A 15,937-nucleotide genomic window follows, 5' to 3' on the forward strand; every position below is an offset into this window, starting at 1 on the left:
GAGACGTGAGCGTCAGCTATCCGGTCTTCACTTCATCTGCCCGGTCCTTGAAGAACAAGCTCCTGTCACGCACGACGGGCGGCCGCGTTGCGGGAAAGTCGTCGCGCTACGCCGAGATCCAAGCACTCGAGAATGTCAGCTTCAGGTTCGAGCCGGGCGATCGGGTCGCCCTCATCGGCCACAACGGCAGCGGTAAAAGCACCCTATTGCGCGTCATGGCTGGAATTTACCATCCGGCCTCCGGGTCCATGCATGTCGAGGGCCGCGTTGCCGCCCTGTTCGACACTGCTTTCGGCATGGATCAGGAATCCACCGGCTATGAAAACATTCTGCTGCGAGGTCTTTACCTGGGTTTGACCCGAGCGGAGATCGAAAGCCAGGCGGACGATATCGCTGAGTTCACCGAACTCGGCGAGTTTCTCGACATGCCGATCAGGACCTATTCGGCCGGCATGGTGGCTCGTCTGGCATTTGCCATTTCGACGGCGGTCAATGCCGATGTCCTCCTTGTGGACGAAGGGATCGGTGCAGGCGATGCCGCCTTCGTGGCTAAGGCCAACAAGAGGCTCATCGGCTTCATCGAGCGGGCGCCGATCGTGGTGTTGTCATCTCATGATCCCAGCATGATCAAGAAATTCTGTACCCGCGGGTTGGTCCTGCAGAGAGGAAAGCTCCTCTTCGATGGGCCGATCGAGGATGCCTACGAGCATTACGACGAAGTCGTCGGGGCGTCCATCTCGTCATGACGGGCCAGGCTTAAGCCGCAGTTCGAACGAAACTTCCTGGATCGGGTTCGGCTCGGCGGAGGACAGGAACCGTGATGCAAAGGATCGATGTTTCCGTTGTCCTGAGCTTGCATCGCGAGGGAAAGTTTCTTGCCAGGACGTTGAGTTCTCTCGCCGTTGCGGCTGACTATGCCCGCCGGCGCGGCAAGGCTGTTGAATTGGTTGCCGTCTTTGACCGCACCGATGCCGTGACCCGCGAAATCTTCGAGGCGGCCGATCTCACAGCGTTCTCCGCGGTGCGGCAAACGAATATCATGGCTGGCTCGCTCAGCCTCTCGCGTAATGCGGGTATCGCGGAGGCTACGGGAGAGTACATCGAGACCGCCGACGGGGACGATCTCGTCTCCTATTCCTTTATCGATCGAATGTGCGAGGAGGCCGCAAAGCTCGGGGATGGCGCCATCCTGGTGCCGAAATACATCTTCGGTTTCGGCTACCGCTACAGGCTTGGTGAATACTTCAACCAGGATCAGATTCATCCCGAGGCGATGCTCAAGCATCACCTCTATTCATCGAAGATCGTCGCGCACAGGTCTCTCTTTGAGAAGCTTCGCTTTACCCATGTGCCGGCGTCGTCCGGCTATGCGTACGAGGATTGGCACTTCAACTGCGAGGCAATGGCGCTTGGATATCGTTTCCACGCCGTCGAAGGCACGGTCTTGTTCTACCGCCAAAGGGTCGAGAGTCTGAGCTATGTCTCAGATCGGACGTCGGTGCGCCAGCCGATGCCCAGCACACTCTTCGAGCCTTCCACCTTCCAGCGTGTTTTCGCAGACAACCTCGGCGAGCTGCGGGAAGGCATGAACCTGGCGACCCAGACGCAGATCGTAGGACCGAAAGTCTTTCGGGATCCAGCTTACGAGGATCTCGTCGCCGCTGCGAACCAGATCGATCCCTCCATTCACATCGAAGCCTTTCGGCAAGAGCTGTCCGACCATTACTGGAATATCGTCGATCCCAGGATCGGACGAGCATACCATTCCCTTTGCGAGCAGGTCGGAAACCGGCCCTTCGATCACGTGATCCTGCTCCCGTCCTGGTCTTTCCGGACGACGAGCGATCCGATGGTATCGTTGAGTTCGGACTTGGCTGCCGACACGACGAAACATGTTCTCGTAGTGCTCGACGGCGCTGACGGCGGACCGGCGCCGGACGGCATTGCGGGTGCGACGATCCTCGATCTTGATGCGCTCGCGTCGGATCTGCCTCCGGGCGATCGCGATCTCCTGTGCTTCAAGCTGATTCAGGGCGCAGCTCCCGGCGCGCACTTGCATATGACGTCCAGTCCACTCGCGGAACGTCTTCTCAATCGTTTCGGTCCGCTATGGCAATCCTACGAGGTCACGTATTACCGCTATCCGGATGTCGTTTCATGCGAGGATGCCGGCGGGATGACCGAGCCGCAGGGCTTTAACGCCTTGTCGGACCACATCGACATATTCCGCTCCGTCGTCGCCTTCGATCGCAACACAGCCGAGTCGGATCAGGCAAGGCTGGGCTACCAGCTTGGCAAATGGCGGATCGAGCCGTTCGAGCCGATCCATCCGCCACCGGCGCGTTATCAGCCGCAAGCCCTTCCGGCGACGGAGCCGGGGGCGACTGTACCGGAGCAGGCCTCCGCCGAGGGTCGCGAGCGGATGATCCTCGATCTGCAAAGCGAGGTCGAGACGTTGAGATTACAGGCCGAGCAATGGGAGACCATGAAGGCCTCCCGCGCCTACAGGGCGGCCGAACTCTACCGTGCTCTGTACAGAATGCCTGGAATTGGAAGGGGCCTGGAAGCGGTGAGGCGACTCGTGGGCGCGTCCGTCCGCTGGATCCGCGCTCGCTGACCTCGTGCAGTGGCCCCGGAGGCCCTCGGGCGGAAGCGTTGATCTTCGGGGTCGGATCCCCTAATCCCATACTTCGTTACAGAACGGGGACAAACGCTTGCGGATTGCGATGGTGAGCACCGAGGCGGGCTCGGGTGGCGCGGCGCGGGCCATGCAGCGGCTGGCGCAGGGGCTGCGCGGGCGAGGCCATGAGGTCGATGTTTTCATCGCCGTCGAGGCGGGAGCCTCGGCGAACGAGGTTCTCGTCCGGCCCCGGGCAGACGAGACGGGCCTCGACCGGTTCGCCCGTGTGGCCTCCACGGCCTTCGACGCCTCCTACGTGGCCGCCCGGCGCAGTTCCGTATCGAACACGAGCTTCTCGACCCAGGTGACCGGGCTCGACCTCGCCGCCATCCCGGGACTTCGCGGCTTTGACGCCGTGAACGTTCATTGGACCGGGGGCATGATGTCGCCTCTCACCTTGGGGAATGTCGCCGATCTCGGCATTCCCACGGTCTTCACCCTCCACGACATGGCCCATTTCACGGGCGGATGCCACTACGCCGCAGGCTGCCGGGGCTTCGAGGCCGCGTGCGAACCTTGCCATCAGGTCCACCCGGACGAGCTCGGTCTCATCCGGCACAGCCTCGAGACGAAGCGCGAGCGCTACGGAAGGCCCAATGCCCGCGCCGTGTCTCCCTCGGCTTGGCTCGCCGGGCTTGCCGATGCGAGCCGGGTTTTCTCGGGGCCCGTCCAGGTCATCCCCAACGGCCTGGAGACGGAGACCTTCCGTCCACGCGACCGCGCGGCCGTCCGCCAGTCGCTGGGGTTGGCGTCCGGCGATTGCGCCATCTTGTTCGGGGTCTACGACAACAGGGAGCACCGCAAGGGCTTCGAGGATCTCCTAGGGGCCCTCCGCCTGAGCCTGCGGGACGCCGCTTTCGCGGAGCGGGCCGGGCAGGGACGGATCCATCTCCTTTCTTTCGGAAAGACGCAGGCGGACCTCGCCGGGCTCGGCCTTCCGGTGATCGACCTCGGCTGGGTCGACAGCGACGAGCGCCTGAGCGAGATCTACAACGCCGCGGATCTCTGCGTCCTGCCATCCCACGAGGACAACCAGCCCAACGTGATGGTGGAGGCCATGGCCTGTGGGACGCCGGTCATCGCGTTCCGGGTCGGCGGCATTCCCGAGACCGTCACCGACGGACGGAACGGCCGTCTCGTCGAACCCTTGTCCTTGGACGATCTCGCCAGGGCAATCGTGGATCTGGCCTTGGACGAAGAAGCCGCCAAGGCACTCGGACGTTCTGCGGCCGAAGACGTGCAGAGGCTCACCCTCGACCGGCAGGCGGAGGCCTACGAGGCGCTGTTCGAAAGCCTTGCCGTGACGGTCGGTTGGAGACCTTCGGATGGCAAGCAGGCTGGGATCGGCGCGGGTGACGGTGGCCTGCGCCAAGCCTACGTGCCGCTGCGCCTCGACCCGTACGTCGAGACCCGTCCTTTCGGGCCGATCTTGGCCGAGCAGGTCGAAGCTCTGGCTCAGGAACTCACGGCCGTGAAGACGAATCGGGACGAGTTGCACGACCAACTCCTGTCCGTGACCGGTGAGCTGGTCTCTGTCACGGCCAACAGGGATGGGCTCTACGAGCAGCTTGTGGCCGTGAACGAGCACTCCGCCGCCAGGGACGCGGAGTTGGCCCTCCTGAAGGGCAAGCTGGTCAACCGGATCCTCCTGAAACTGCGCGATCGGTTGAAGCGGCGCTAGGGCAGGGCCGTAGCCATGCATTCAGAGCATCGGTGCCCTGCCGGAAAGGAGGGGGCGAGCCGCCGTCGCAAGTAGAGTCGATTGGGACCGTTCTAAACTACAGGCTTCTTTGAACTCACTACAATCTATACCTGTTCTAAGCTTACTTTTTACAGTTGACCTACAAGCCTGAGCGGCGTGAAAAGCCCTCGAATACATGGCGACGATTTCCGTAAGCGGCCCGATTGGCCGGCGGGAAGAGCCGGAACGAGAGGGGCCAGACATGACGATATCGAGTGCACCGCGCCTAGCCGCCGGAAGCGTGCCGTTCTTTGCCACGGGAAAGAGAAGCCGCGATCTCGCGCAGGAGATGGGGATCTCGGAGGCCGAGCTTCTCGACCGGCATGACGGCCCGGAGGTCGTGCGTCTGACCGCCTCCATGCGCGAGCTCATCGAGGCGCTTCCGTCCCTCGGCGAGGTCATGGCGCTCACCCGCAACGAGGGGGCCGTGCACGAGAAGGTCGGTCCGTTCGGCAACATCAAGATCTCCGGCGGCGTCGGCCTCGTGCTCAACGACGCCATCGACCTGCGCATGTTCCTGAAGCACTGGGTCAGCGCTTTCGCGGTGGAGATCCCGGACGATAAGGGTCCCCGCCGCAGCCTCCAGGTTTTCGACGCGGGCGGCGAAGCCGTCATCAAGATCCACCTCAAGCCGCAATCGGACGTGACGGCCTTCGAGGCCATCCGCACGCGGTTTGCAGATCCGGCGCCCGAGCCGCTTCAGGTGGCGCCCGCGCGGCCGGAACCGCTCCCGGCGCAAGCGTTCGATGCGGAGGGTTTCCGCAAGGCCTTTGCCGAGATGCAGGACGTGCACGAATTTCATCCTCTGCTGACGAAGTTCGGCGCAGACCGGCACACGGCCCTTCGGGCGCTCGATGCCGAGCATGTGCGCCTTCTCCCCAACAGCGCCGCCCGCGCGATGCTGGAGCAGGCGTCCTCGCGTGGGCTGCCGATCATGTGCTTCGTGGGCAACAAGGGCTGCATCCAGATCCATCACGGGGCGGTCAAGACCATTAAGGTCATAGGCCCTTGGGTCAACGTGCTCGATCCGGGCTTCAACCTTCACCTGCGCGAGGATCTCGTCACCGAGACCTGGGAGGTGCGCAAGCCGACCAAGCACGGGCTTGTGACCTCGATCGAACTCTACGCGGAAGACCGTAGCCTGATCGCACAGTTCTTCGGCGTCCGCGACGAACATGCGCCGGAGGATGGGAACTGGCGCGCGCTTGTGGCGTCCCTTTAAGTGTCGTTTCGAGGCCCGCGCATGTCCCTTCCGTTTCCCTCCCGCCTTCGCGTCTCCCGGCGCGCCCTGATCCTGGGCTCGCTCGCTGCCATGGCCGCACGGCCAGCCCCGGCGCAGGCACCCCGCCGCATCGTCAGCGTCGGCGGCGCCATCACGGAAATCCTGTACCGCCTCGGACACCAGGACGAGATCGTGGGTGTGGACACCACGAGCCTCTATCCGGCCGAGGCCATGCGCACGAAGAAAAGCGTCGGCTATGTGCGGGCGCTGGGAGCCGAGGGAGTCCTCTCCCTCCAGCCGACCCTGGTTCTGGCCCTCGACGGGGCCGGGCCGCCGGACGTGCTGCGGATCCTGGAGCAGGCCGGCGTTCCCCTGACCCGGGTTCCGGACGATCCGAGCCGCGAGGGCGTGATCCGTAAGATCGAGATCATCGCCCGTGCCGTGGGCGCGCAGGACGAAGGCGCCGCGCTGATCCGAGAGGTGGAGGGCGGATTCTCGAAGCTGACCGAGGAGCGCAACGCGGTGACGCGGCCGGTGCGCGCCCTGTTCGTGCTGTCGCTTCAGAACGGCCGCCCCATGGTGGGCGGGCGCGGCACCACGGCTGATGCCATCCTGTCGCTGGCGGGCGCCACCAATGCGGCCTCTGCCCTCGACGGCTGGAAGCCGCTCTCGGACGAGGGCGTCATCGCGGCAGCCCCGGAGGCCGTGGTCATGATGGCCCATGGTCCAAGCGGAGCCGGGACCGACCCCTTCACGCTCCCGGCCTTCGCGTCCACGCCGGCCGCCAAGGATCACAGGCTCGTGGTGATGGACGGCCTCTATCTTCTGGGCTTCGGACCACGGACCCCGGCCGCCGCCGGGGACCTCATGACGGCGCTCCGGCAGGCGCCGCGCCGATGAAAGCTGCATCCCCGGCGCATGCCGGCCTGCAGGGCCTTCGGACGCGGCCCCTCGATCAGCGCGTCCCCATCGTCCTGGGAGGGCTGGCGCTGCTGCTCGTCGCGGTGTCCCTGGTGTCGCTGGGCCTTGGGGCGGTCGGCATTCCCGTGGGGCGCGTGATCGACGCGCTGGCATCGGCCTTCCCGGGCGCGCCCGCGGCCCCGCCGGGGGATGCGTTGGTCGTGCTCCAAGTCCGGCTGCCGCGCCTCCTGCTCGGCCTGCTCGTGGGCGCGGGACTGGCGGTCTCCGGGACGCTGATGCAGGGCCTGTTCCGAAATCCCCTGGCCGATCCGGCGATCGTGGGCGTCTCGACCGGCGCGGCCCTCGCGGCCGCGGTCGTGATCGTCATGGGACCGCGCTGGTTCGGGGCGGTCCCGTTCCTCGCCCTGCCGGTCGGCGCCTTCTGCGGCTGCCTGATCGCGACGCTCTTTCTCTATCTCATCGCCACCCGCGACGGCCGCACGTCCATCGCCACGATGCTGCTCGGCGGCGTGGCTTTCGGGGCGCTGGCCTGGGCTTTCATGGGCTTTCTGTCGTATCTCAGCAACGACCAGCAGCTGCGAGACCTGAATTTCTGGTCCATGGGCTCCTTGAGCGGATCGACCTGGGCCAAGACGGCGGCGGTCGCGCCGTTCATCCTGCCTGCCATGGCGCTGATGCCGTTCCTGGCCCGTGGGCTGAACGCCCTGTCGCTGGGCGAAGCCGAGGCTTTCCATCTCGGCCTCCCGGTCCAGCGGGTCAAGGCCGCCGCGATCCTGCTCGTTGCCGTCATGGTGGGCGCCTCCGTGGCGGCTGCCGGCATCATCGGCTTCGTGGGCATCATCGTGCCTCATACCCTGCGGGTTCTCACCGGGGCCGACCATCGTCTCTTGCTCCCGGCGTCGGCGCTCCTGGGCGGCGCGTTGCTCGTGGGCGCCGATTCCTTCGCCCGCACGGTCGTCGCCCCCGCCGAGATGCCCATCGGCATTCTCACGGCTATCATCGGCGCGCCGTTCTTCCTGTGGCTCCTCCTCGGACGCCAGAGGGGGATCGGCGCATGATGCCCGCCCTGGAGGCCCGCGATCTCACCTACGAGCTGGGGGGAAGGGCGCTCGTGGACGGGATCGATCTTGCGATCGGGAAGGGGCGCTTCACCGTAATCGTTGGGCCGAACGGGGCCGGGAAGTCGACCTTGCTGCGTCTCCTGTGCGGGGAACTCGCGCCGACGCGAGGCGAAGTCGCCGTCGGAGGGCAGTCCCTGCGCCGGATCGGCGCCTGGCGGCTCGCCCACATGCGGGCCGTGATGCCCCAGGCGGCGGAGCTCAACTTTCCGTTCCTGGTCTCGGAGGTCGTCTCTCTGGGTGTCGACGGCATCGGACGCGGCCTGACGCGCGCCGACCGTGCCGGCTTGGTGCGGCAGGCCCTCGATCGGGCCGATGTCGCCCATCTGGCCGCCCGCTACTACCAGACATTGTCAGGCGGAGAGCGTCAGCGGGTGCACTTCGCCCGGGTTGTCGCCCAACTCGCCGCCGGCCGCTCGGTGGAGTCGCAACAAATCCTGTTCCTCGACGAGCCCATCGCCAGCCTCGACCTCAGGCACCAGCTCGCCGTGATCGAGGAAGCGAAGGCACTGGCAGGCGCCGGTGTGACCGTGGTGGCCGTGCTGCACGATCTCCTGCTGGCGGCCAGTGCCAGCGACGACCTCGTGCTATTGCGGGCAGGGCGCCTCGTAGCGCGGGGTCCGGCCGAGGATGTGTTGACCCACGCCCGTCTCGCGGAGGTCTTCGGCGTGGCGCTCACCAGCCCCGTCCTGCCCACGCAACCCTGGGCAGCCATACCGGCTGCGGGAGGCTCAGCACAGCGCTTGTGACGAAATCTCGCATGGGCCTGCAACCTTGGCAGCTTGTCCGCGTTGCCTGTGAGGTTCACGAGCGCAGGGTTTTGTCATGGGTATCATCTGGACAATCATCATCGGTTTCGTCGTCGGCATCGTCGCCAAGTTCATCATGCCGGGTAAGAATGAGCCGTCGGGCTTCATCCTGACCACGATCCTCGGCATCATCGGCGCCGTCGTCGCCACCTATCTGGGCCAAGCCATCGGCTGGTACGGCCCGAACCAGGGCGCGGGCTTCATCGCGTCGGTTGTGGGCGCGATCATCGTGCTCGCCATCTGGGGCATAATCGCCGGACGCCGCTCGTCGGTTTGAGCGTCCGACCGGTCCATAAAGAAAGCCGCTGCCTTCGGGCAGCGGCTTTTTTTGCGTTGAACACGGCGCCTAATGGTCGGCGATGCGGTCCGGCTCGTCATGCCCGACGAAGACGGCCTTCACCGGGCAGCTGCCCTTCGCGCCGCGCCAGGCCAGGTAGGAGCCCGCCGCCAGGGCCAATACGTTCAAGAGCGGATTGGGTCTCGGCTTTGCAGCCGCCGCCGCAAGGCCGAGGCCGACCGCGATATAGGCTCCGCGCTCCAGCGTGCTGAGGTTCGGACGGTCGTCGAATACCCCGTCGAAAAATCCCGAATCCGATTGCGCCACGTCATGTCTCCTTGGTTTCACAAGCCGAACGCGACCCCTCTCGCGCTTGTTCCAGAATCCTGTGGAAGCCCAGGAACAAGCAACCTGAGCCGTCGTTGAGTCAGGCATTTTGACAATGGAGTTCGTGCAATGGCTTCCAAGGAAAAGACCCTCGACGACCTGTTTCTTCACACCCTGAAGGACATCTATTACGCCGAGAAGCAGATCCTGAAATCCTTGCCGAAAATGGCAAAGGCCGCAGAGTCCGACGAACTGCGCCAGGCCTTCGAGCTGCATCGCGAGGAGACCGAGGGCCAGATCGATCGCCTCGAGCAGATCTTCGAATTGCTGGGCAAGCCTGCTCGTGGCGTGGCCTGCGAGGCCATCAACGGGATCATCGAGGAGAGCAAGGAGATCATGGAAGACTTCGCCGATAGCGAAGCCCTCGATGCCGGTATCCTGTCCTCCGCCCAGGCTGTCGAACACTACGAGATTACACGGTACGGCACGTTGAAGACGTGGGCGTCCCAGCTCGGGTTGAACGACGCGGCCTCGCTCCTCGACCAGAACCTTCAGGAAGAGAAGAAGACCGACAAGTTGTTGAGCCAGCTGGCAGAGGCCCGCGTCAACGCCAAGGCAGCGTAGTCGCTCCTTCCGCTGTGTATCGCGTCAGCGCCGGGACGGGCTCCGTCCCGGCGTTTTCGTGTCCGACGGCGACTGCATAGCCAGCCCCGAACGCGCGCATGCCTTCCAGACGGGTCTCAAGTCCCTGAAAACAGGTTTGTTTCCCGCCCGTTCATAGATCTCAGGGACAATGTACCGGCTAGATTGGAATTGATCTAAATCATTGATATTGCGACGAATTTAACCTTGAACTATGGGTTGACCGCGTGTCCGAGGTTCCCATCTCCCACTCATGACTGGGTCGTCACACGCCGAGCCTTCGCGCTTCCACGCGGCCGGGCTCCCGGTTCTGACATTCTACGGTCCCGGCTCGGGACGCTCATAAGAAAGGTGCGTGCATGTCGCGCTTCGTCCGCTCCAAGCGCTTCATCACCCTTGGCCTAGGCTCGAACCGTCGTGCCCGCATGCCCCTTGCCTGGGTGGGGCATGCGGCCATGGCGGTCTTCCTGTCGATTGCGGCTCCCGGTGTGATGGCGCAGGAGGCTGCGGCCCCTGTCCCGCCGGCGCAGACCGCGCCGCAGCCCCAGCCCTCTCCGACGGCCCCCGAGGCCGTTTCAGCACCCGCCGCGACGGCTCCGACGCCGTCCGCCCCTCAGACAGCCGCCTCGTCCTTGTCCGCCAACCTGCCTCATGACCTGTCGCCTTGGGCGATGTTCATGAATGCGGATCTCGTGGTCAAAGCCGTCATGGTCGGCCTCGCCTTCGCGTCCCTCGTGACGTGGACCATCGGCCTCGCGAAGGCCCTCGAACTCCTGGCGGCCAAGCGGAGGGCCCTGTCGGGTCTGCGCCAAGTCCAGGAGGCGCACGACCTTGCAGATGCGACACGCCGCGTCGGCGAAACCAAGGGGTCCGGTCCTGTCGGCACTCTTGTGCGGGCCGCCGCGGGCGAGTGGAAGCGGTCCGCCGATCTGCCCCCGGACGGCATCAAGGAGCGGGTGGCGGTGGCGCTCTCCCGGATCGAGGCGCAGTCCGGCCGCCGCATGACGCGGGGCACGGGCCTTCTCGCCACCATCGGCTCGACGGCGCCCTTCGTGGGCCTGTTCGGTACCGTCTGGGGCATCATGAATTCGTTCATCGGCATTAGCCAGGCCCAGACCACGAACCTCGCGGTGGTGGCGCCCGGCATCGCCGAAGCGCTGCTCGCCACAGCCATCGGTCTGGTGGCCGCCATCCCGGCCGTGGTCATCTACAACATGTTCGCCCGGTCCATCGCGGGCTACAAGGCCAACCTGTCCGATGCCTCGGCAGTGATCCTGCAGCACCTCTCGCGTGACCTCGACAGGCCGCGCGCCGTCGCCCGTCCGGCCGCGCCCGCACGTCCCAACACCATTCGGGCAGCGGAGTAAGCCCGTGGCCGTCCGTCTCCAGGAAAGCCACGACGACGATGTCGGCGAGGTCGCCGACATCAACGTGACGCCATTCATCGACGTCGTCCTCGTGCTGCTCATCATCTTCATGGTGGCGGCCCCCCTGTCGACCGTCGACGTGGCTGTCGATCTCCCAACCTCCAACGCCCCGGCCCAGCCCCGCCCGGATAAGCCGCTCTTCCTGACGGTCAAGGACGATCTCAGCCTTTCCCTCGGCGAGGACACCATCGCTCGCGAGTCCCTTCAGGGCGCGCTTGACCGCCAGACGCAGAACGACCGCGAGCAGCGGGTCTTCGTGCGGGCCGACCAGGGTGTGGCCTATGGCGACCTGATGAAGGTCATGAACCTGCTACGCAACGCCGGCTACCTGAAGATCGGGCTCGTGGGCCTCGAGGAGACGGGCGGAGCAGGGCAGGGGGCCGCCCCCCCACGATGATCGAGCCTGCGGAACGCGGAGACATGGTCCGCTGGACCCTTGCCGCCGTCATGGTGGTCGGGGCCCATGCCGGCGTGGTATGGGCCGCCATGAACTGGCCCTCGGCCCAGGCGTCCGCTGGGAGCGCCCCGCCGGCCGTCATGATCGATCTGGAGCCCATCGCGGCCAACCCTGAGCCGCCCCCGGCGGACGCGGCACCGGAGCCGGAAGTCGTCGAGGCTCCTCCGCCACTGCCCGAGCCCGAGCCGGATTTGCCGGAACTTCCGCCGGTCGCGGAGCCCGTCTTCGACCCGCCGGAACCGGACCCTCTGCCGGAGCCCCCACCGCCACTCGACCTGAAGCTGCCGGAACTTCCCGCGGTACCGAACGCCGCCGCCGTTCTGGCCCCACCGCCACCCCCGCCCAAGCGGGAGGAGCCCAAGAAGGTCGAGCCCAAGAAGCCTGAGCCCAAGAAAGAGGTCGAGCGCAGAAAGCCGGAGCCTCCCCGGCGCCGGGCCGAGCGCCCGACGGCACCTCCGGCGGCTGAAGCGCCGCCCGCGAGCAGGCCGGCCGAATCCGCTCCAGGGGTTACCGCCACACCTAGTGCCGCTGCGGCGCGCTGGAGGAGCGCCGCCTCCAGCCGCATCAAACCGTTCATTACGCGCACGCCCCCGAACCTGCGTCCGGGTAGTGTTTCGGTTTCAATCACCATTGATCGGACCGGCCGGATCGTGGCGGTTCGTATCGCGCGCAGCTCTGGCCAGGAGGCCTTGGACCAACTGGCCTTGCGGGATGTTCAACGGGCCAGTCCCTTGCCGGCTCCGCCCCCCGAACAGGTGAACCTGACCCTGACCATGGGGATCAATTTCACCCGGTAGATCGATGGTTGGCAGGCGCCTCAAAGGCGTTGTCGGATTGGATCGGCACGACTGGCCTTCGAGATCGAGCAGGTGGACATCGATCCATGTGGTTCACACGAGATCAGGCCCTCGCTTCCCCGACCGAGTCGGCCATGGTGGCGCCGCGACTCCCCAGGGGCTGCTCCGGGCCGGTGGTCGTGTCAACGGCCGTCTGGTGCTCGATCTCCGCGTTCAGCTCGGCCCCGACGAGGACGACGAACAGGGACAGGTAGATCCACATCATGACGCCGATGACCGCCCCGAGCGAGCCATAGGTCGCGGAATAGTTCCCCCAATTGGACAGGTAATAGGAGAAGCCCACCGATCCGATCAGCCAAATGATCCCGGCCGCAAAGGAACCCGGTGTGATCCAGCGCCATTTTGGTGCCGCCCGGCTCGGACCGTACCGGTAGAGCACCGCCAGGCCCAGGATGGCCACGCTGAACATGATCAGGGCGGGGAGGGCGAGCATGAGCAGGTCCCCGACGGGGCCGAGGTAGAGATATTTCAACAGCAGGGGCAGCAGGATCACGACGTTGATCAGGGCGATGAAGAAGCACAGGGCCCCGATCGTGAACACGAAGGAGATCAGGAGCAGCTGGAAGAAACTTCGTTTCTCGGTCTCCCCATAGGCGACATTGAGCGCGTCGAAGATGGCCCGCACGCCGCTGTTCGCGCTCCAGAGGGCGAGCAGGAGGCCGCTGATGAAGCCGAAGCTCAAGGTGCCGGTGCGCTTGTCGATCAGCCGCTGGAGCTCGCCGCCGATCATGTCGATCAGGGCCGCCGGCACATAGCCGCGCATCCGGGACAAGTGATCGCTGATCGTCGCGGGATCGGCGATGAGACCATAGAGGGAGACGAGCGCGGCCAGGGCCGGAAAGAGCGACAGGAGGAGGAAGAACGTCGTGCCCGCCGCGACCGTGCTGACCCGGTCCTCGGAGACCTCGCTCCAAACCCGCAGGAGGATGTCCTTCCAGCCCAGGAGGGGGATGTGGTGGGGCTTCCGGGCGGAACGCCCACGCCCCGGTTCGCGGGCCCGGTGCTCGTTGACCCTCATGGAAACCGCGTCACTCATCCGAGCATCCCCAAGCACTGCCATCTTATGGCCGCAAGGGTGAACGCCGCCATCCTGAAAAGTGTTTCACGGCCAAGTTTCCCATATAGGGCTTCGGGCCTGAAATCCTCAGGCTTTCAAGGGCGTTGGTTTTTCGGAACCCGCCGCCCCTCCGGTGGTTACTACCTCACTGTTCAGGAGAGGTTCGAGTGATGAGCGCTGGTCAGCAGGGAAACCATGGCATGAAATCCCAAACGACTGAGAGTCCCGACTGGGACGACCTGAAGAGCGACGTGGGCGATATCGCGGACGCCGCCGTCGAACGGGGCCGTACATTCATCTATGCGGCGCGCGAGCAGGCCACGGACTATGCGGACAAGCGCAAGGGCGATGTCGCGCAATCCGTTTCCGACTTCGCCAGTTCCCTGCGAGAGTCGACTTCGTCCTTCGAGGATCGTCCCAACATCCGGGCCGTGGTGGACAGCGCCGCCGAGGGACTCGACAACCTCGCGGATTCGATCCGGGACCGCAGCTACGGGGAGCTGTTTTCCGATGTGGAAGATGTGATGCGCCAGCGGCCGGCCGCCGTGGTTGCCATCTCGGTTGCCGTGGGCTTCCTTGCGGCGCGCTTCATCAAGAGCACCGCGTCCGACCTGCGTTACGAAGCCGAACTGGCGGGTGGCGATATTCGCACGGCACGCAGGCGCCCGACTCAGGCGATGTCGCGACGCGGCTAGGAGCTCGACATGGCAGGCGGACCTCAATCCATTCAAGGCCTCTTCGGCGACGCGTTGCGGGAAACGACGGATCTGGCGCAGAAGGAGTTCGCTCTCTTCCGCACCGAGATGAACCAGAACATTCGCAGCCTCTTCGTGGGACTGGCGATGATCGTCGGTGCCGCGGTCTTTGCCATCGCGGCTTTGATCCTATTCACGAAATCCCTGGTCGACTGGCTTGCCACGGTGGTGCACTCGGAGGCCCTCGCGGCGCTGATCGTGGGGGGTGTCATGGCCGCCGTCGCGATCGGGCTTGGCCTCTACGGCCGCCACATGATGTCGAGCTTTTCCATCACCCCTCAGCGGACGGTTCGGTCGATCAAGCGCGATGCTGAAGTACTCTCGGAAAGGTCCGCCGCATGAGCGACGATATGGGTGATCTCGAACGCGAGATCGAACAGACCCGTGCCCGGCTCGATCTGACGATCGATCGGTTGCAGGACAAACTGACCGTTTCCGGCGTCGTGGACGATGCATTGGGCTCCGTCCAACGGAGCGCGTTCGCTCCTGTCTATGACAACATGCTCACGACCATCCGGCAGAACCCGGTGCCGGTCATGCTGGTGGCGGCGGGCATGGCGATGATCTTCTACCGCATGACGAAGCCTCGCCCCCGGCGCGTCAAAATCGCCGTCGTCGAGGAGCCGCTCGCGTCCGATGTCGTCGATGACGGTTTCGTCCTGCGTCCTACATCTCCGGCAATCCATCCCGGTCTCGAGCCCCTTGGGCCCGACCTCGATAACCCCTCACGGCGCTACTGATCGATAGGAGAGATCCATGGCTGATCCGAAGAACAACGACACCAGCAAGACCACTCAGTCGAAGACCTCCGATACGACGTCGAAGGTCTCGGCCGGGACGTCGGTGGGCGATATCGGGTCGTCCCCGATGCCTCATGCCCAGGGCGACCACAAGTCCGCCCAGAGTTCTACCCTGGCTTCGCATACGTCAAAGCCCCTTGGTGGCTCGTCCGGGCAGCACGAAAACAAGGCGTCGGCTCAAGGCGAGAACTTGACGGACAAGGCCAAGGACGCCTTCGAGTCCGCCTCCGACACCGTGCGCTCGAAGGCCGGGCAAGCGCAAAAGCGCGCGGCCGACCTGTATGACGATGCCTCCGATTGGGCGCAGGACACCTATGATCGCGCGTCGTCTTGGGCCGAAGATCGCTCCGGCCGCGCAGGCGAACGGTTCGGCCACGCCCGCGAGCGCTCCACGAGAGCGCTCGGCAGTGCCAAGGGAAGCCTCCAGCATTATGTGGCCGAGAACCCCATGGTGGTTGGCATCGTGGGTCTGGCAACCGGTCTGCTGATCGGCGCTCTCCTGCCGCGGACTCGCAAGGAAAACGAGACCTTCGGCGCTTGGGCCGACGAGGTGCGCGAGCAGGGCCTTCGCTACGCTCAGGACGTGACCCAACGCGGCCGGGACTATGTGGAGGAGACCTTCACGGGGGACGATCCTCGCTTCAGCCGTCATGAAGCCGATTTCCGTTCGGACCAGAACGCCAACCGTCACTGAGTTATCGCGCATCTGCTTGAAAGCACCGGCCCCTGCGGCCGGTGCTTTTGTTCGTAAAGCGACGTTTTGTCTCGTATGACTTTCGATAAAACCTGAGCCGGGGGAGCTGTTGTCGTCGGCAAAGACATTTCTTAACTATCCTTCGAGCGAAGA

Annotated in this window: 18 protein-coding genes; 16 read left to right on the top strand and 2 right to left on the bottom strand. The window is 65.0% G+C overall.

From position 1 onward, the window contains the following. Positions 1 to 5: 5 nt before the first annotated feature. The 8 genes from ILT42_RS19745 (at position 6) to ILT42_RS19780 (ending at position 8,768) form a co-directional block, all read left to right on the top strand. Positions 6 to 746 carry an ABC transporter ATP-binding protein gene (locus ILT42_RS19745; RefSeq protein ID WP_204217607.1) on the top strand — a complete coding sequence of 247 codons (741 nt, stop codon included), beginning with the start codon at positions 6 to 8 and terminating at the stop codon, positions 744 to 746. A gap of 74 nt (positions 747 to 820) precedes the next feature. Then, positions 821 to 2,617, top strand: a complete 1,797-nt coding sequence (locus ILT42_RS19750) for a glycosyltransferase family 2 protein (protein WP_204217608.1) — start codon at positions 821 to 823, stop codon at positions 2,615 to 2,617. Between the two features lie 97 nt (positions 2,618 to 2,714). Further along, positions 2,715 to 4,361 carry a glycosyltransferase gene (locus ILT42_RS19755; RefSeq protein ID WP_204217609.1) on the top strand — a complete coding sequence of 549 codons (1,647 nt, stop codon included), beginning with the start codon at positions 2,715 to 2,717 and terminating at the stop codon, positions 4,359 to 4,361. A gap of 262 nt (positions 4,362 to 4,623) precedes the next feature. Next, the gene (locus ILT42_RS19760) at positions 4,624 to 5,643 is read left to right on the top strand and encodes a hemin-degrading factor (protein ID WP_204217610.1); all 1,020 of its coding nucleotides are present in this window, start codon (positions 4,624 to 4,626) and stop codon (positions 5,641 to 5,643) included. 21 nt (positions 5,644 to 5,664) lie between these two features. Beyond that, positions 5,665 to 6,543, top strand: coding sequence for a heme/hemin ABC transporter substrate-binding protein (locus ILT42_RS19765; RefSeq protein ID WP_204217611.1), 879 nt, complete (start codon positions 5,665 to 5,667; stop codon positions 6,541 to 6,543). Then, on the top strand, positions 6,540 to 7,622 hold the full coding sequence (locus ILT42_RS19770; RefSeq protein ID WP_204217612.1) for a FecCD family ABC transporter permease: 1,083 nt from the start codon (positions 6,540 to 6,542) through the stop codon (positions 7,620 to 7,622). The genes ILT42_RS19765 and ILT42_RS19770 overlap by 4 nt, the downstream gene beginning before the upstream one ends. Then, entirely contained in the window at positions 7,619 to 8,431 is an 813-nt protein-coding gene (locus ILT42_RS19775) for a heme ABC transporter ATP-binding protein (protein WP_204217613.1), read from the top strand. Before ILT42_RS19770 ends, ILT42_RS19775 begins: the two co-directional genes overlap by 4 nt. Before the next feature lie 76 nt (positions 8,432 to 8,507). Then, entirely contained in the window at positions 8,508 to 8,768 is a 261-nt protein-coding gene (locus ILT42_RS19780) for a GlsB/YeaQ/YmgE family stress response membrane protein (RefSeq protein WP_204217614.1), read from the top strand. Positions 8,769 to 8,837: 69 nt separating this feature from the next. Here ILT42_RS19780 and ILT42_RS19785 read toward each other — a convergent pair whose 3' ends face one another. After that, on the bottom strand, positions 8,838 to 9,095 hold the full coding sequence (locus ILT42_RS19785; protein ID WP_204217615.1) for a YgaP-like transmembrane domain: 258 nt from the start codon (positions 9,093 to 9,095) through the stop codon (positions 8,838 to 8,840). Positions 9,096 to 9,224: 129 nt separating this feature from the next. Here ILT42_RS19785 and ILT42_RS19790 point away from each other — a divergent pair, with 129 nt between their 5' ends. The 4 genes from ILT42_RS19790 to ILT42_RS19805 all read left to right on the top strand — a co-directional run bounded on the left by ILT42_RS19790 (position 9,225) and on the right by ILT42_RS19805 (position 12,418). Then, the gene (locus ILT42_RS19790; protein ID WP_204217616.1) at positions 9,225 to 9,719 is read left to right on the top strand and encodes a YciE/YciF ferroxidase family protein; all 495 of its coding nucleotides are present in this window, start codon (positions 9,225 to 9,227) and stop codon (positions 9,717 to 9,719) included. 473 nt (positions 9,720 to 10,192) lie between these two features. Beyond that, entirely contained in the window at positions 10,193 to 11,104 is a 912-nt protein-coding gene (exbB, locus tag ILT42_RS19795; protein WP_407664649.1) for a tonB-system energizer ExbB, read from the top strand. A 4-nt stretch (positions 11,105 to 11,108) separates the two neighbouring features. Further along, a complete protein-coding gene (gene exbD, locus ILT42_RS19800) occupies positions 11,109 to 11,561 on the top strand; it encodes a TonB system transport protein ExbD (RefSeq protein ID WP_204217617.1) in 453 nt (150 codons plus the stop codon). A 23-nt stretch (positions 11,562 to 11,584) separates the two neighbouring features. Further along, a complete protein-coding gene (locus ILT42_RS19805) occupies positions 11,585 to 12,418 on the top strand; it encodes an energy transducer TonB (RefSeq protein ID WP_204217618.1) in 834 nt (277 codons plus the stop codon). A gap of 103 nt (positions 12,419 to 12,521) precedes the next feature. Here the strand turns inward: ILT42_RS19805 and ILT42_RS19810 are convergent, their stop codons facing one another. Further along, a complete protein-coding gene (locus ILT42_RS19810; protein ID WP_204217619.1) occupies positions 12,522 to 13,514 on the bottom strand; it encodes a YihY/virulence factor BrkB family protein in 993 nt (330 codons plus the stop codon). Positions 13,515 to 13,735: 221 nt separating this feature from the next. On the opposite strand from ILT42_RS19810, the gene ILT42_RS19815 reads away from it, so the two are divergent. Genes ILT42_RS19815 through ILT42_RS19830 form a run of 4 tightly spaced genes read left to right on the top strand, consistent with a single transcriptional unit; the run spans position 13,736 to position 15,784 of the window. Next, entirely contained in the window at positions 13,736 to 14,230 is a 495-nt protein-coding gene (locus tag ILT42_RS19815; RefSeq protein ID WP_204217620.1) for a hypothetical protein, read from the top strand. A 9-nt stretch (positions 14,231 to 14,239) separates the two neighbouring features. Next, positions 14,240 to 14,632, top strand: a complete 393-nt coding sequence (locus ILT42_RS19820) for a phage holin family protein (RefSeq protein ID WP_204217621.1) — start codon at positions 14,240 to 14,242, stop codon at positions 14,630 to 14,632. Next, a complete protein-coding gene (locus ILT42_RS19825; RefSeq protein WP_204217622.1) occupies positions 14,629 to 15,030 on the top strand; it encodes a DUF3618 domain-containing protein in 402 nt (133 codons plus the stop codon). The genes ILT42_RS19820 and ILT42_RS19825 overlap by 4 nt, the downstream gene beginning before the upstream one ends. 16 nt (positions 15,031 to 15,046) lie before the next feature. Then, positions 15,047 to 15,784, top strand: a complete 738-nt coding sequence (locus ILT42_RS19830) for a DUF883 family protein (protein WP_204217623.1) — start codon at positions 15,047 to 15,049, stop codon at positions 15,782 to 15,784. The last annotated feature ends 153 nt before the right edge of the window (positions 15,785 to 15,937 follow it).

Source organism: Microvirga pudoricolor (genome assembly GCF_016892705.1).
GTDB lineage: Bacteria > Pseudomonadota > Alphaproteobacteria > Rhizobiales > Beijerinckiaceae > Microvirga > Microvirga pudoricolor.

Coding starts and splice junctions, on each gene's coding strand:
- ILT42_RS19750 (WP_204217608.1), top strand. CDS start 821: ATGCAAAGGATCGATGTTTCCGTTGTCCTGAGCTTGCATCGCGAGGGA.
- ILT42_RS19760 (WP_204217610.1), top strand. CDS start 4,624: ATGACGATATCGAGTGCACCGCGCCTAGCCGCCGGAAGCGTGCCGTTC.
- ILT42_RS19765 (WP_204217611.1), top strand. CDS start 5,665: ATGTCCCTTCCGTTTCCCTCCCGCCTTCGCGTCTCCCGGCGCGCCCTG.
- ILT42_RS19770 (WP_204217612.1), top strand. CDS start 6,540: ATGAAAGCTGCATCCCCGGCGCATGCCGGCCTGCAGGGCCTTCGGACG.
- ILT42_RS19775 (WP_204217613.1), top strand. CDS start 7,619: ATGATGCCCGCCCTGGAGGCCCGCGATCTCACCTACGAGCTGGGGGGA.
- ILT42_RS19780 (WP_204217614.1), top strand. CDS start 8,508: ATGGGTATCATCTGGACAATCATCATCGGTTTCGTCGTCGGCATCGTC.
- ILT42_RS19790 (WP_204217616.1), top strand. CDS start 9,225: ATGGCTTCCAAGGAAAAGACCCTCGACGACCTGTTTCTTCACACCCTG.
- exbB (WP_407664649.1), top strand. CDS start 10,193: ATGGCGGTCTTCCTGTCGATTGCGGCTCCCGGTGTGATGGCGCAGGAG.
- ILT42_RS19805 (WP_204217618.1), top strand. CDS start 11,585: ATGGTCCGCTGGACCCTTGCCGCCGTCATGGTGGTCGGGGCCCATGCC.
- ILT42_RS19810 (WP_204217619.1), bottom strand. CDS start 13,514: ATGAGTGACGCGGTTTCCATGAGGGTCAACGAGCACCGGGCCCGCGAA.
- ILT42_RS19815 (WP_204217620.1), top strand. CDS start 13,736: ATGAAATCCCAAACGACTGAGAGTCCCGACTGGGACGACCTGAAGAGC.
- ILT42_RS19820 (WP_204217621.1), top strand. CDS start 14,240: ATGGCAGGCGGACCTCAATCCATTCAAGGCCTCTTCGGCGACGCGTTG.
- ILT42_RS19825 (WP_204217622.1), top strand. CDS start 14,629: ATGAGCGACGATATGGGTGATCTCGAACGCGAGATCGAACAGACCCGT.
- ILT42_RS19830 (WP_204217623.1), top strand. CDS start 15,047: ATGGCTGATCCGAAGAACAACGACACCAGCAAGACCACTCAGTCGAAG.